Source organism: Burkholderia sp. BCC1988 (assembly GCF_905339895.1).
Classification (GTDB): Bacteria; Pseudomonadota; Gammaproteobacteria; order Burkholderiales; family Burkholderiaceae; genus Burkholderia.
Window position 1 is genome coordinate 376,153 of the sequence record NZ_CAJPHA010000003.1, and the last position, 15,581, is coordinate 391,733.

Genomic DNA, 15,581 nt, shown 5'->3' on the forward strand with positions numbered 1-15,581 from the left:
CGTAGATCACCGCGAGGTTCGAATGCGATTGGCCAGGATGCGCACGGTCGGACGAAGTCCGTTTGTCCTGTAGAAATGATGCAGACGTCGAATCTGTGCCAGATAGGACGGGCCGATGATCGATTGCGCGGTTCCGATCTGCCAGATGGGCGATGCGAGAACGACGCCCAACTCGCGAATCGGAGGGTGTGTCAGCGGGACATCCTTCGCTAGTGCGCCAGGCGTATCGTCGAGCAACGCCGAATATTCCTTGCGAAGCAACTCGGCATGCCGGGAAAGTTGCGAGTAGTTTTCTTCGGTTGCGCCGCTCCGCAGCGACTCAAGCAGGTCCGGCGCGTTTGCGAGGGCGTGGATCGAATCGATGAGTGCGCCTTCGTCGTTCGGCTTGATCTTGATACCGTTCACCATGTGTGTGACGCGTTCGCCTAGGGCACCGATGTCCGCTACGATCGGTACCAGCCCGAACTGCCATGCCTCGGACAAGGTAAGGCAGTACGTTTCAGGCCAGATCGAAACGTGAAGGGATACTTGGCATTCACGAAGGGCGGCGGGTAATTTGCCGGCGTCGTACGCACCGTGAACGATGATGTTCTTGTGCTTGTTCTGGTTCGACAGCCACTCGTACTGCGGATCCACGCGCCCGAATATATGAAATTCGACGGGAGCGGTTGCGAGCGAGGGCAGCACTCGGGCGAGCACGTCGCCACCCTTCTGGAAGGTGAGATTACCAAGAAGCGCTATCTTCAGGGGTCGTGCCGCACGGTGTTGTCGCTGGATATTGCCGTCGGGGATCGGGACCGGCAGGATGCGCGTGTTCGGATGCTGTCGGACGGCTGGATAGATTCGCGCGAATGTTTGCCGGCTATATTCGGTATTGAATACAAGCATGTCCAGATGGCGCAGCACGTCGTTCCAGAAATTCCGGCGTACGGCCTGCGATCCGCTGGCGATATTGTGTTTGCTCTTCAGGCAAACATCGCATTGCGAAATCGAGACGTCGGGGGCGCCACAAAACTCCTGCTTGTACGACAGCAGGTTGAATTCGTGGCAGGCGCCGAAGAAGTCATGCGCCGTGAATGCGGTCGGAATGCCGAGATGCTTTGCAACATGGACGAGCGACGGGGTGTGTCCGACGAAGTGATGGAAATGGACCAGATCGACGCCGTGATCGCGGAGCACTTCGCGGAATGCACGTTCACGTTCATCGCATATAAGTAGCGCGGGCGAGTAGCCGGCGCTGAACTCGTAACGCGCGAGTTCTTCGTAGCTACCCGAAAGTACACGGACCGAATTTTTTCGCCCACGCATTTCCGGTGCGTAAAACAGGATCTTCCAGTGTCCTCCCAACGATTGCTTTAGACGATCGAGATAGACTTCCACTCCGCCGAAATTTCCGCGGCTAGGAATGTTGTGGGTGACCAAGAGCAGCGTGTGAGTTTTATCCTGTTTCGATGTGACAGGCCTGATCGGCAGTGCGGCCGCGCGGATCAACATCGTATGGATTCGACAGTCGTACGTATGCTGCTCAAGTGCGCGTTTGCGAGCCGCCTCGGCGATCGTGTTGCGGTACGGTCGGTTGTTGACGAGTTCGGTCGCTTTCTCCAGAAAATCCTGTTCCGACGAGAAAAGGATGACTTCCTTGCCGGGTTCGAAAGAATGGTCGACTTCCGCCAGCGACTCGTGAATCATTTGTGCGCCGCCAGCCAGAGCGGCTTCGAACAGGCGTGGTGGCGGTGTTTCCGCGAATTCTCGTCCGCCTGACGCGGAAAAAACGCGAGGCAGCATCAGGGTGATGGCACTGCGATTGACGAATCGCGCAAAGTCGACCGGTGAGGTGCGCCATGAGAGGGCGCTTTCCGGCAGATCGACGCCATGCGGTGGCAGGAACTGGTTCGTGGGCAACGCGATCTTGCACTTCCAGTCGGTTGGAAAGCGCTTGAGGATCGAGCGAAGGAAAGCGCTTCGGTTTGGCCATGCCGTTCCGGCGAAAAACAGTTCATACCGTAACGGATGATCGACCGGGCAGACAGGGATCGAATGAAATTCGGTTGCGCCGGCGAGTGGCAGATGATGGCCCTTGACGCCGTATTCGTCAACGCTGGTTGAATCGTTCGTGAACACCAGATCGAAGTGCTCGGCATTCCGAACATTGACCTTAATCTCGTATGGATCTTCAGTTACCCACAGAACGGCCCGCCCACAGGCCCGGCCGAGTTGTGCGCACAACGTCGTATCCAGTTCTTCTCCATCGAACGCAATAAACAGATTGCATCGGTTCTTGACGGCGATAGACATGGCTTCGACAGGATCGGCTTTTGCCACGAATTCCACGTCTGGATGGCGCTTAAGTGCGCCCAGCACCGCAAGATAGATGTAATGGTTCGGGTTGCGATATTTCGTGTCAAGCAGGACGATTCGGAACTTGGCCGGATTCATTCGATACTCTCAGGCGATAGCGTCGAGATAACGCCTATTGTTTCCGTGGGGCTGGATCAACTGCGGTACACAGCGGTGAGGCTGCGTATTTTACCTTACGCCTCGTGTGACATGAGCCGGTGAAATCTGGCGGCGTGCCCCCGATATGACGGCGTGGGCGCGTTGTCGGAGGCGGTTCCGACGCGAGGACAGTCGACGCTCCTGGAAATGTCACAATGGTGCTAGTGTTGCAACTGTTCGCAAATGGCCTTGCTTATCACGGCCGAGTCTGAGGAAGCATGATTCGCAGCTCTCGATCGCCCGACGAACTGGGTAGGGGGCGTCGACGGTGGGCGACCTACCGCCGCTTCAGGAGGCGGCCGACCGCGCGAAGCGGTGCAGTGACGTACCAACTCGTGGAGGCAAGGATATCCGCCTGTGACCGGTGCAGGCGGTCGATTTCCGTTTTCATCCGAACCTTTTCCAACTCGGCAGTCGCCAGTGCCCGGTGTGCATCATTCCGTTGCAAGTAGGCGTCGTCCCGTTGGAGGTAGGCGTCCTCCCGTTCCAAGTGTGCATTGTCGCGTTCCAGACGCAAATCGTCCCGCTCCGAGCTTGTACGGTGAAGTGAATCGGTAAGTGACAACTGCTGCTGTTCGGATACACGGACTCTCTCGTCAAGCGAGGTCAGCGTCACCTTCAGTGTTTCGAGTTCGTGTGTTCGGTTCCGAAGCGCTTCGTCGTTCACGCGTGCTGTGTCCAGTGCTGCGCGGAGCTGTCTGTCGAGCTGCCATTCATAGCGTAGAAGCGGCGCGATGTCGTCGAGGTAGGCACGTGCACTTTCCAATGCCGTGACGAGCACAGGATTGTCCAGGGGGAGCTTGTTTCGCACGGATTCGTCGAGCGACGCGAACAACACCTTAACCTGCCGCGGCAACGAGTGCAGTAGTTCGAGATCTTTAGCGACAAATCGCGTGTGTCGAAGATCCTCATCGAGGAATTCCTGTTCGAACAAATCGATTTTGGATTCGACCAAAGGCAATCCCAGTTCGGACGATATCCGTTCCAGTTCTTGACGCGGTGCGTTTAGCAGTGTGTCGTAACTGACGAGCGTCCGGGTGCTGCCTATGGTTGCTTCGAGCGCGTCCACCGTATGGGCAAGCCAGAGGATGTGAGTCTTCTCGTCAGCGAAGCCGTTGCGCTTCGACAGGGAATGCGCGACGCTGATCGGGTTGCGTACGGCTATGGCGTATACGACGCGAGATTGAAGGGTGGCGAAAATCGGTTGCCAAAACGCTGACAGTCGAGCGATGCGCGGGTCCTTGAGTGCGAAAACTCGGCCGCTGCACTTGGCGCGCAGGATGGAGGCGGCCTTGACGCGAAGTTCGGCCAAGCGACGGCTGTCGATCGCACTCAAGTCGATCGACGCCATGGTGTCCCAGTCATAACCGGCCGCGTGCATGACCTCGATATTAATCTCGTTGATATCGAGGTCTTCGAAGAACCCCTTGTCGTTGATTCCTGCCGCCGCTGGCATCAACCGCGAACCAAGATCGGCACCGAGCGTTTCCATCGCTCGCGTAAGGACGCTTGTCCCGCTGCGGTGCATGCCGAGCACGACAATCAAGGTGGGTTGGACGGAGGCGGTGACCGACGCTGCGTTGGACATGAGGCGAATCGAGAATGGGTAATCGAGTAGCGGGGCGAGCCTGGACCTTCGACGAATCGGATGGACTCGATTCGGAAATCGGCCGGCTTCGTTGTATCAATCAAGCTGCGCAATCATATACCGACGGCCTGCCAGGCGCGTATCGTGCTCGAACGGTGCATTGTATAAACAGTCTACGGGTGATCGAGCTGAGAGTTGGCCGGTTAGCAACGAATCGTTACGGCGCGTTACGTGAGCAGCGTCCGGAGTTGCTCGGCATCGCATTGTTTGAGCGTGTCGGACAGCCGATTGGCTGAGTAGTCGCTTCCCTGATGAAATCCGGAGAGTCTCGCTCACGTGTCATCCGGCGGCCGAATGGGGGCAGGCCTATCCTCGTGGCGAGAAATGGCTTCTACGTGAACGGTGGTGAATTGAGTCGAAGATTCCGGCCCGCAATTGAAGGGAATTCGACAGATGCGGTCAGTCCTGAGCGAATGATCTTCTCGTTCATCCCGGACGTCGATCCGAAGCTCACCTATGCGGATGTTGCTGTCGACCGCAGGTGTTGATGCTTCTGGCGAAGTAACACTCGCTGAATGCTTCAGTGGTGAATTGTAAAGTATCCCGAAATATATTTTCCGGAAAGTCGATGCGAAATGACGGCGGCGAGCATTGTGGTTGACCGATAACATTGAGTTGGTGGGAAAGACTGGAAAGGAAATTCACATCGATCAAATAGTGAGTGGCTTGTCGTGAACATGGCGGGGAAGTCCAGATCTGTTCAATCACCGGCTCAAATTCAAGCGTCACGGTTTTCCGCTACGATGTCTGACCTGCGTCAGGACCGTCTCTTGACGGATGTCGTGTTGTCCCGTGGTGGACATCGGCAGGGCGGATTTAATGGCACCGGATACGCGCGGGACGAGAGTCAACGTGTTGGCTCCCGGGCAGGCAGGCTTGTGAAAATTGGACATGTCCACCTCAAGGGGGCGACGAATGTGGCACACTTGCCCGTGGCCTCATGGATCCTGCTAAAACGTGGTTTCTCCTTCCTCCGAGTCTCTTCTCCCCCGTTCGCCTACGTCGAAAGACGAGGTACTGTCGATTTCCGTAGTGACCTTTCACTCCGATGCGGCGATGCTCGTGCAGACCTTCTCGAGCCTGCTCGTCGCATGCCGCGAATTGCGCGAGAAGCGCCCTGGGCTTGCCGTTCGTGTATTTCTGATCGACAACGGTGGGGACATGGCAACACTGACAGCCACTCGAAATACCTTTCTTGACGCGGGCCTTGAATGCAGCGTGCTGACAGGTCACGGCAACATCGGTTATGCACGGGGACATAATCTGTCGATCGGCGTGGTTGGGGGTGACTATCATCTCGTCCTCAATCCCGATATCGACATGGCTCCCGATGCATTGGACCAAGCGCTTGACTTTCTCGACTCGCATCCGGACGCCGGATTGCTGACGCCGCGCATCGGCGATGAGAGAGGGGACATTCAGTATTTGTGTCGCCGTTTCCCGGTCTTATTCGATCTTTTCGCGCGGGGTTTTTTGCCTGCTCGTATCCGGCAGCTTTTCCATGACCGCCTCTCCCACTACGAAATGCGCGACGTGATCAACGATCACGACATCGTCTGGGATCCACCCATCGTCAGCGGCTGCTTCATGCTGTTCCGCACGGAAGTGCTGAAAAAACTGGGCGGTTTCGACCCGCGCTATTTCCTCTACTTCGAGGACTACGATCTCAGCCTGCGCACGCACGATGTCGCGCGCGTCGCGTATGTGCCGTCGGTCCGAGTGATCCATCACGGCGGTGGCGCGTCTCGCAAGGGCTTCGCGCACATCCGCATGTTCGCGGCATCCGCGTTCAAGTTCTACAACCGTTTCGGCTGGAGGCTGTGGTGAGTCATCTCGTCGTGACCGGTGCGAACGGCTTCGTCGGCCGCGCGGTATGCCGCCGCGCGCTGGAGGCCGGACATACCGTGACCGCCCTGGTGAGGCGTCCGGGCGCAACCATCGAAGGCGTGTGTGAATGGGTGCACGACGCAACCGATTTCGATGGCCTCGACGAGGGATGGCCAGCGGATCTTGCCGCCGACTGCGTCATTCATCTCGCGGCACGCGTGCACGTGATGCGCGACGAGTCGCCAGACCCCGACGCCGCATTCGACGCGACCAACGTCGCCGGTACCTTGCGTCTCGCCAAAGCCGCGCGCCAGCATGGCGTGCGCCGCATCGTTTACGCGAGCAGCATCAAGGCGGTCGGCGAGAGCGACGGCGGGGTACCGCTGTCGGAAGCGGCGAGTCCCGACCCGCAGGATGCCTACGGCCGCTCGAAGCTGCGCGCGGAGCGGCAGCTGGCACAGTTCGGTGCGTCGAACGGGCTCGACGTCGTGGTCGTTCGGCCGCCGCTGGTTTACGGTCCGGCGGTGCGTGCGAACTTCCTGCGCATGATGGACGCGGTTGCGCGCGGGATGCCGCTGCCGCTCGGTTCCATCCCGGCACGCCGCAGCATCGTCTACGTCGACAACCTGGCCGACGCACTGCTGCGATGCGCGATCGATCCGCGCGCGGCCGGAGAATGCTTCCACGTCGCCGACGACGACGCGCCGTCGGTCACGGGCCTGTTGCGCCTGGTCGGCGATGCGCTTGGCAAGCCGGCGCGCCTGATCGCTGTCCCTTCTTCCGTGCTGCGGGCGCTCGGCGCACTGACCGGCCGCCGTGCGGCGATCGACCGTCTGACCGGCAGCCTCCAGCTCGATACGGGTCGGATCACGCGCGTACTGGACTGGCATCCGCCTTATACGACAAGACAAGGCCTCGAAGCGACGGCCGCATGGTATCGTTCGCGCGACACACAACAATAATCGCCATGTTTCTCCCGATATCCACGTGGCCCGAAGCGGCCGCGGTGGCGCTGGCCGCAGCCGTCGCGTCCACGGCCATCCTGCGCATGCTGCTCGCGACCGGCCTCGCGTGGCGCCTTGCCACCGACATTCCGAACGACCGTTCGCTCCATACACTGCCGACGCCGCGCGTCGGCGGATGGGGCATCGTCCCGGTTTGCGTCGTTGCGCTGCTCGCGCTGGCGCCGCACTTGTGGCTGATCGCCATCGCCGCCGCCGGACTCGCCGCGATGTCGCAGATCGACGACCGGCGCGGGCTGCCCGCCCGCGTGCGGTTCTCGGCGCACCTCGCGGCGGTCGTCGCGCTGATCGCCGTGTTCCCGGCCGACGCACCGTGGTGGCTGCTGGTCGGCATCGGCTTCGCGATGGTCTGGCTGACGAACCTGTACAACTTCATGGACGGCGCCGACGGCCTCGCGGGCGGCATGGCGCTGTTCGGCTTCGGCGCATATGCGGTTGCCGCGCTGACCGGCCCGATGCCGTCACCGGATCTGGCCGTGGCCGGCTCGGCCGTCGCCGGCGCCGCACTCGGCTTTCTGCTGCTGAACTTCCATCCGGCCCGGCTGTTTCTCGGCGACGCGGGTTCGATTCCGCTCGGATTCCTGGCTGGTGCGCTCGGCTATTGGGGCTGGCGGGCCGGCGTCTGGCCGATCTGGTTCCCGGCGCTGGTGTTCGCGCCCTTTATCGCCGACGCATCTGTAACACTTTTGAGACGTCTGTTACGTGGCGAAAAGTTCTGGCAAGCGCACCGGGAGCATTATTATCAAAGGATGGTCCGGGCGGGCGTAGGTCACCGCCGGACCGCTCTTTATTGGTACCTCATCATGCTCGCAGGCATAATCGTCGCCGTGTGGGCAAAGGGCCGCCCGGAACTGCAGCAGTGGCTGTCGTTCTTCGCGTGGTACGGCGTCCTGGCATGTATCGGACTGATAATCGACATGCGCTGGCGCCGGTTTCAGTCGGCCGCCGAAAATAACTCTTGAGGTTTCCTGCCGATGTTGCGATCCAAAGCATCATGGCTTTCGCTGAGCGCTTTCCTGTTTGACCTGACGGCGGTTACCGCCGCGTGGTTGTTCGCCTATCTCGTCCGATTCAACGGCAGCGTTCCGTCCGATTTCATGGGCGGCGCGCTGACGGCGCTCGTCTGGGTGCTGCCGGTCTACGCGCTGATGTTCCATGTGTTCGGCCTGTATCGCGGCCTGTGGGTGTTCGCGAGCCTTCCGGACCTGGTTCGGATTTCGAAGGCGGTGATTGGCGGCGGCGTGATCGTGATGATCGGCGCCGTGATGTTCCAGCCGTCGCCGATCATCCCGCGTTCGGTGTTGCTCGTGTCGCCGCTGATGCTGTTCCTCGCGATGGGCGGCGCCCGCGCGCTGTACCGCGCAACGAAGGAGTTCTACCTGTACGGCGGGCTCGTCGGGCAGGGCAAGCCGGTGCTCGTGCTCGGCGCCGGCACGGCCGGCGCGAGCCTCGCGCGCGAACTGTCGCGTTCGGGGGAATGGCGTCTGGTGGGCCTCCTCGACGACGATCCGACCAAGCAGGGGCGCGAGATCTACGGCTACAAAGTGCTCGGCTCGTTCAACGACCTGAAGCACTGGACCGATGCGATGAAGGTCGAATACGCGATCATCGCGATTCCGTCGGCATCCGTTGAAACACAGCGCCGCGTCGCGACGCTGTGTGTGCGCGCCGGCGTGAAGGCGATGGTGCTGCCGTCGCTGACCGCGCTGATGCCGGGGCAGGGGTTCCTGTCGCAGGTGCGCAATATCGATCTCGAGGACTTGCTCGGACGCGATGCCGTGACGATCGACACGCCGCACGTCGAGGCGCTGCTGCGCGGCCGCGTCGTGATGGTAACCGGCGCGGGCGGTTCGATCGGTTCCGAGCTGTGCCGGCAGATCCTCCGCTTCAAGCCGGCGCAACTGGTTGCGTTCGATCTTTCCGAATATGCGATGTACCGGCTCGCTGAGGAACTGCGCGAGCGCTTCCCCGACCAGCCTGTCGTACCGATCATCGGCGATGCGAAGGATTCGCTGCTGCTCGACCAGGTAATGTCGCGCTATGCGCCGCATATCGTTTTCCACGCGGCCGCGTACAAGCACGTGCCGCTGATGGAGGAGCACAACGCGTGGCAGGCGCTGCGCAACAACGTGCTGGGCACCTATCGCGTCGCCCGCTCGGCGATCCGCCACAACGTGCGCCATTTCGTGCTGATTTCGACCGACAAGGCCGTCAATCCGACCAATGTGATGGGCGCGAGCAAGCGGCTCGCGGAGATGGCGTGCCAGGCGTTGCAGCAGACGAGCGAAGGCACGCAGTTCGAGACGGTGCGTTTCGGCAACGTGCTCGGCAGCGCCGGCAGCGTGATCCCGAAGTTCCAGCAGCAGATCGCGAAGGGCGGCCCGGTGACGGTCACGCATCCCGAGATCACGCGCTTCTTCATGACGATTCCGGAAGCGTCGCAACTCGTGCTGCAGGCGTCGAGCATGGGGCACGGCGGCGAGATCTTCATTCTCGACATGGGCGAGCCGGTCAAGATCGTGGATCTCGCGCGCGATCTGATCCGTCTCTACGGCTTCTCGGAAGGGCAGATCCGGATCGAATTCACGGGGCTGCGTCCGGGCGAGAAACTCTACGAGGAACTGCTCGCGGATGACGAGACGACCACGCGCACGCCGCATCCGAAGCTGCGGATCGCGCGGGCCCGGGAAGTGCCGGACCATCTGCTCGACGAGCTGTTGCCGTGGCTGATGCAGCACCGCGTGCTGAGCGACGACGAGGTGCGGCGGGATCTGCGGCGCTGGGTGCCGGAATATCAGACGACCGTCGCGCCGGTGCTGCAGAGCGTGCCAAAGGCGCGAGCCGTATCGAACGAATGAGCGCTCGCGGACGCCGCCCACGTTGGCCCCGAGCATGAAAAAAGCGCCCCGCGAGGCGCTTTTTTCGTTTTGGGTGCTGGACTCACTGCCCGCGCCTTTCCTTCCTCACCACCATCCACCGCGGCACCTTGAACCTGACGATGCTGAGATAAAGCCACACATACGTCAGCGCGAACAGCACGACAAAAACGAACAGATGCACCGTGTGCCGCCAGAACAGCGTCGCCGGAATCACCGCAACGAGGCACAGCAGCCAAAGATAAGGCGACGTCAGCGAATTGCGCCGCGTGAGGTCGTGCGCATGCTTCGTCCCGACGGCCCAGCGCATCAGCCGCTTGTACACGAGCATATGAAGATGCACGCCGTCCGGAATCCCCGGCGACATCCCGCGGATGAACTTCTTCCGGTAGATCGAGAAACACGTCTCGAAGATCGGATACATGAACAGCAGCACCGGATACCACGCCGACACTTCGCGATTGCGCATCACGAGCATGATCGCGAGTTCGGCGAGCATGAAGCCGATGAAATACGCGCCGCCGTCGCCGAGGAAGATCAGCCCGGCGGGGAAATTCCACAGGAAGAAGCCGAGCACGGCGCCCATCATGATGATCGACGCCGACATCACGACCGGATCGTTGACGTGGAATGCGACATACGCAAGCGACGCGAACATCATGAAGCTGACCATCGACGCGAGGCCGTTGAAGCCGTCGATGATGTTGATCGCGTTGGCCAGCGCCGCGACCGCGAGCACCGTGATGAACGCCGAAATGGCCACGTAGCCGAGCAGGAAGTCGAGCGGCGGCACGCTGATCCGCTTGACCGCGATGCCCAGCAGCCAGAACGCCAGCGCGGCCGCGCCCATCGTGCAGAGCAGCCGCGCGCGCGGCGACACTCGCTTGGTCAGGTCCTCGACGAGGCCCGACAGGAACGCCGGCATCCCGCACGCGACGATCCCGAGAATGCTGCCGGCGATCGTCGGATAGCGCCGCGACACGAGCAGCGCGGCAATGACGACCCCGGCGAGGATTCCGATGCCCCCGACACGCGGCACCGGCCGTACGTGGAATTTCTGCACGCCGGCCAGGTCGCTGTCGACCGAGAATTTCTCGTGCAGATGCGCATAGCGCACGATGAACAACGTGACGAGCAGGGAGACGATGAAGCCGGACGCGAAGCTGAGCATGGGATCGCTCGAAAAATGGACAGCGGATTATACAAAACCGCGGGGGTTCCCCTCCTGCCATTTCCAGTGGTCGGCGCACATCTCGTCGATCCCGAGCGTCGCGCGCCAGCCGATGAGGTCGGCCGCGGCCTGCGGATTCGCGTAGCACTCGGCGATGTCGCCCGGGCGGCGCGCGACGAGTTCGTACGGCACCGGGCGGCCCGACGCCTTCTCGAACGCGCGCACGACTTCCAGCACGCTGTAGCCCTGGCCCGTGCCGAGGTTCACGACGAAGCTCGCATCGCGCTTCGCGAGCGCGTCGAGCGCGGCGATGTGCCCCTTCGCGAGATCGACGACGTGGATGTAGTCGCGCACGCCGGTGCCGTCCGGCGTCGGGTAGTCGGAGCCGAACACGCGCAGCTTCTCGAGCTTGCCGACCGCGACCTGCGCGACGTACGGCATCAGGTTGTTCGGGATGCCGGCCGGATCCTCGCCGATCAGCCCGCTCGCATGCGCGCCGACCGGGTTGAAGTAGCGCAGCGTCGCGATGCGCCACGACGGGTCCGATACCTCGAGATCGCGCAGGACCTGCTCGGCGATCAGCTTCGACTGGCCGTACGGGTTGGTGGCCGACAACGGGAACGATTCGTCGATCGGCGAGCGCTCCGGCACGCCGTACACGGTCGCCGACGAACTGAACACGAACTGCCGGACGTTGCGCTCGCGCATGATCTTGAGCACCGAGAGCAGCCCGCCAAGGTTGTTCTGGTAATACTCGAGCGGCTTCGCGACCGATTCGCCGACCGCCTTGAGCGCCGCGAAATGGATCGTGCCCGTGATCGGATGCGCGTCGAACACCTTCGCGAGCGCGGCTTCGTCGCACACGTCGACCTGATGGAACGCGGGCGTCCTGCCGGTGATCCGCTCGATGCGCCGGACGGACTCGGCCTTGCTGTTGACGAGGTTGTCGACGATCACGACATCGTAGCCGTTGTCGAGCAGCTCGACGGCCGTGTGCGAGCCGATATAGCCCGCACCGCCGGTAACGAGGATGGTGCCTTTAGCGGTCATGCTGATGCGCTCCTTCAGAGTGTGATGCCGGTCAATGTATGAATGGTCTGCCGGTAGCGTTCGACGACCTGCTGCTCGTCGAATTCCGCGCTCACCTTGCGGCGGCCGCGCGCGCCCATCGCGTCGCGTCCGGCGGTCCCGAGTTCGATCATGCGGATCAGCTGCTCCGCGAGGCTCGCACTGTCGCGCACGCGGCACAGGAAGCCGGTTTCGCCGTCGGCGACGACGTCGCGGCAACCCGGCACGTCGGTCGCGACGATCGGGCGGCCCATCGCGGATGCTTCCATCAGCGTGCGCGGCACGCCCTCGCGGTACGACGGCAGCACGACGCAGTCGGCCGCCGCGATGTGCGGGCGCACGTCGTGCGCCTCGCCGAGATACTCGACGACACCGTCGCCGACCCACGCGTCGACGTCCGCGCGGCCGATCGCGCTCGGATTGTCGACGCCGAGCGGCCCGAGCAGCTGGAAGCGCGCGTCCGGGTAGCGATCCCGCACGACGCGCGCGGCCTCGACGTATTCGCGCACGCCCTTGTCCCACAGCAGCCGGCCGATCAGGATGAACACGGGGCCACGGCCGGCGGGCAGCGGCACCGGCGCGAACTGGTCGAGATCGACGCCTTCGCCGTGCAGCAGCCGCGCGCGCTCGGGGTGCGCGAGCAACTGCTCGTCGGTGAAAGTCGCGAGATCGTCGCGGTTCAGGAACCAGACTTCACGCGGAAAGCGGAACGCGAACCGGTACAGGCGCTTCGCGACGCTCGCCGCACGGCTCTTCTGGATGAACACGTAGCCGAGGCCGGTCGTGACCGCGATCGACGGCACGCGCGCGAGCCACGCCGCGATCGACCCGTAGATGTTCGGCTTGATCGTGTAATGGAACACGAGATCGGGCTGGAGCGCGCGGTAATGGCGCACCAGCGCGGCAAGCGTGCCGAGATCCTCGCGCGGGCTCGTGCCTTTCGACGCGACGGCGAGCGCGACGTAGCGGCAGCCCATCTGCTCGAGCAGCGGCACCGTGCGGTCGTGCGGCGCGATCACGATGACCTCGGCGCCGCGCGCGACGAGCGCACGGATCAGCCCGTGGCGGTACGTGTAGATCGCCCAGGTCGTGTTGCAGACGAGCGCGATGCGCAGCGAGGAGGTAGCGGACATGAAAAAAAGCAAAAAATAAAGCGTCGAAAATGCCGGAGGCGGGCTACGCGGACGGCCGCGCCGCGAACAGCGTCTGCTTGATCCGCTGCAGCGTACGGTACGGCGTCACGAAATGCAGCAGGTTCTTGGCGAGGCCGGCCCAGTCGTACGGGTTCAGCACGTTGAAGTGCCGCAGCAGCAGCGATAGCGTCGATATCAGCTGGCGGCGGCGCTTGGTCGCGCTGATCCCGCCCTCGTTGAGCTCGTAGTAGAGGCCGAGCTCGGGCAGGTTCGCGCAATCGTAGCGTTGCATTAACCGTAAAAAAAGATCGAGATCCTCGGCCGCACGATACTTCGCGCGGTAATTGCCGACTTCGCGCACGGCATCGATGCGCAGCATGACCGACGGATGCACGAGCGGCGAGCGCAGGAAGCGCGTGCGGCGCAGCGTGCGCGGGTCGGCGGGCGGGGTCAGCATGAAGCGCGGCTCGCCGGCACGCGACACGACCTGGGTCCACATGCCGACGCAGGCCACGCGCGGCTGCGCATCGAGATACGCGCGCTGCTTCGCGAGGCGCCGCGGCGCGGCGAGGTCGCCGGCGTCGATGCGGGCCGCGAAGCGGAAGCCGCGCGCCGCGAGCGCGTCGATGCCGGCCTCGAGCGCGCGCTCGATGCCGCCGTTGCGCGGCATGCGCAGCACCTCGACCGCAAGGCCGGGCAGGTCGGGCGCCACGATCGGCGGCGTGCTGCCGTCGTCGACGATCAGCACGTGCACCGGCGCGTCCTCGCGAAACGACGCGAGGGTGCGCACGACGTCGTCGTGGCCGTTGTAGGCCGGCATCAGCACGGCCACGTCGTCGAGCGGGGGCGGGCAATCGGGAGACGTCATGGGCGCAGCTTGAAACGAATGTAATAAAAATTAACGGCGGCGGCGGCGACATAGCCGGCCGCCAGCCCGACGAGCGCGCCGTACAGGCCGAACCGGGGGATGGCGAACACGTTGACGAGCGCGGCGATCGCGAGCGCGAGCACCCATTTCGCCAGCAACACGAATTTTGCTTGATATTTGAGAACGATAAGATTGCCTATCGCCTCGATGCCGGCCGGCACGGACAGCCAGACCGCCCAGCGGAAGATGTCGACGGACGCCTCGTAACCGCGGCCGAACACCTTGCCGACGATGAGCGGCGCGGCCGCGTCCAGCACCAGCGCGCCGGCCGTCATCAGGCCGGCGGTCATCGCGATCAGCCGGACGATGTTGCGGCGCAGCCGCGCGACGTCCTGCACGCGGTACACGAACGCGGGCGCGATGGTCTGCGCGAGCATCAGCGCGAGCGTGATCCAGTTCTCGTTGAGCTGCTGGGCCGCCGAGTAGCGGCCGAGGTCGGCGAACGACACGTGACGCTCGAGCATCAGGCGATCGAGCTTCAGGAACAGGTACATGCAGATCAGGCCGAGCCAGAACACGGTGCCGGCGGTGGCAAAGTGCCTGAACAGCGGTTTGTCGAACGTCCAGCCGAGCGCGCCGCCGTTACGATGGCGGAAGTAGAGGAGCAGCGCGAAGCCGATCACGGCGGCCTCCAGCGCCCACAGCCACGCGAAGCGGGCAGGGCCGGCGGCCGCGCGGACCAGCAGCCAGACGAGCAGCGCCTTCGCCAGCGCGGTGAGCATGCTGGTCACGAGCTGCGGCTTGCTGTAGGTCAGGCTCTGCAGCCACGCGTTGATCACGCCGACGAACGGCTCGCGGAACACCATCGTGACCGCGAGGCCCGCGAGCATCGCGCCGACCAGCGGGTCGAACGCGCCGGCGCCGATCGCGATCCAGGTCGCGACGAGCGCGACGGCGGACACGCCGATGCGCAGCACGAAGGCGCTGCCGAGCACCGCGCCCAGTTGCGCGGGCGGGCGCTGGACGATGGTCGGAACCAGGATTTCGGCGCCGCACACCCAGGTGAGCGGCGCCAGTACGAGGAGAAGCGTATTCGCATACTGCCATTTGCCGAACACGTCCGGCCCGAAATAACGGGCCAGAAGACCGCTGATCGCGATCGCGACGCCGATCTGCGTGAGCCGTTCGAGCCCCAGCCAGACGAGATTCGCGACGGCCTTCGCGACGTCCGGGTTGCCGAATCGCTTCAGCATGCGGGGCAGCCGCGCGAGCGGGAGGCGGCCGGCAGGGCGCCCGAAGGCGGCGGGTTGGCGGCGGCGGAGCGGCTAGGCATTAAAATGGACAAAATACGCGTCATCAAAACCCGCGATTATAAGTGGGATCGGGGCCGCTCCAGCCGTCCCGTTCCTTGTTCCGCAAGGCCCGCATGTACGATGGCCGGCATGCGCGAAAGGCGGCCAGATTATTTTCCA

Annotated in this window: 11 protein-coding genes; 4 read left to right on the plus strand and 7 right to left on the minus strand. The window is 63.1% G+C overall.

Annotation, left to right across the window (positions count from 1 at the left end):
* Window positions 1-6: 6 nt before the first annotated feature.
* Window positions 7-2,436: a glycosyltransferase family protein gene (locus tag U4012_RS06550; protein WP_321797066.1), complete on the minus strand. Its 2,430-nt coding sequence runs from the start codon at window positions 2,434-2,436 to the stop codon at window positions 7-9.
* A 337-nt stretch (window positions 2,437-2,773) separates the two neighbouring features.
* Window positions 2,774-4,084 (minus strand): hypothetical protein, encoded by a 1,311-nt coding sequence (locus U4012_RS06555; protein ID WP_321797068.1) that lies wholly within the window; start codon window positions 4,082-4,084, stop codon window positions 2,774-2,776.
* 1,017 nt (window positions 4,085-5,101) lie between these two features.
* Here U4012_RS06555 and U4012_RS06560 point away from each other — a divergent pair.
* The 4 genes from U4012_RS06560 to U4012_RS06575 are packed head-to-tail and all read left to right on the plus strand — an operon-like array spanning window position 5,102 to window position 9,851.
* Window positions 5,102-5,971 carry a glycosyltransferase family 2 protein gene (locus U4012_RS06560; RefSeq protein WP_321797070.1) on the plus strand — a complete coding sequence of 290 codons (870 nt, stop codon included), beginning with the start codon at window positions 5,102-5,104 and terminating at the stop codon, window positions 5,969-5,971.
* Window positions 5,968-6,933 (plus strand): SDR family oxidoreductase, encoded by a 966-nt coding sequence (locus tag U4012_RS06565; protein ID WP_321797072.1) that lies wholly within the window; start codon window positions 5,968-5,970, stop codon window positions 6,931-6,933. The genes U4012_RS06560 and U4012_RS06565 overlap by 4 nt, the downstream gene beginning before the upstream one ends.
* Window positions 6,934-6,938: 5 nt before the next feature.
* A complete protein-coding gene (locus U4012_RS06570; RefSeq protein ID WP_044846279.1) occupies window positions 6,939-7,955 on the plus strand; it encodes an MraY family glycosyltransferase in 1,017 nt (338 codons plus the stop codon).
* 12 nt (window positions 7,956-7,967) lie between these two features.
* Complete coding sequence (locus tag U4012_RS06575; protein ID WP_321797074.1) at window positions 7,968-9,851, plus strand: nucleoside-diphosphate sugar epimerase/dehydratase; 1,884 nt, start codon at window positions 7,968-7,970, stop codon at window positions 9,849-9,851.
* Between the two features lie 82 nt (window positions 9,852-9,933).
* On the opposite strand, the gene U4012_RS06580 is transcribed toward U4012_RS06575, so the two are convergent.
* The 5 genes from U4012_RS06580 to U4012_RS06600 are packed head-to-tail and all read right to left on the minus strand — an operon-like array spanning window position 9,934 to window position 15,362.
* The gene (locus U4012_RS06580; protein ID WP_044846277.1) at window positions 9,934-11,040 is read right to left on the minus strand and encodes an MraY family glycosyltransferase; all 1,107 of its coding nucleotides are present in this window, start codon (window positions 11,038-11,040) and stop codon (window positions 9,934-9,936) included.
* 27 nt (window positions 11,041-11,067) lie between these two features.
* Window positions 11,068-12,090 carry a UDP-glucose 4-epimerase GalE gene (gene galE / locus U4012_RS06585; RefSeq protein ID WP_044846276.1) on the minus strand — a complete coding sequence of 341 codons (1,023 nt, stop codon included), beginning with the start codon at window positions 12,088-12,090 and terminating at the stop codon, window positions 11,068-11,070.
* Between the two features lie 14 nt (window positions 12,091-12,104).
* On the minus strand, window positions 12,105-13,241 hold the full coding sequence (locus U4012_RS06590; protein ID WP_321797077.1) for a glycosyltransferase family 4 protein: 1,137 nt from the start codon (window positions 13,239-13,241) through the stop codon (window positions 12,105-12,107).
* A 43-nt stretch (window positions 13,242-13,284) separates the two neighbouring features.
* Window positions 13,285-14,109: a glycosyltransferase gene (locus U4012_RS06595; RefSeq protein ID WP_321797080.1), complete on the minus strand. Its 825-nt coding sequence runs from the start codon at window positions 14,107-14,109 to the stop codon at window positions 13,285-13,287.
* Window positions 14,106-15,362, minus strand: a complete 1,257-nt coding sequence (locus U4012_RS06600; RefSeq protein ID WP_321797082.1) for an oligosaccharide flippase family protein — start codon at window positions 15,360-15,362, stop codon at window positions 14,106-14,108. The genes U4012_RS06595 and U4012_RS06600 overlap by 4 nt, the downstream gene beginning before the upstream one ends.
* Window positions 15,363-15,581 lie beyond the last annotated feature (219 nt).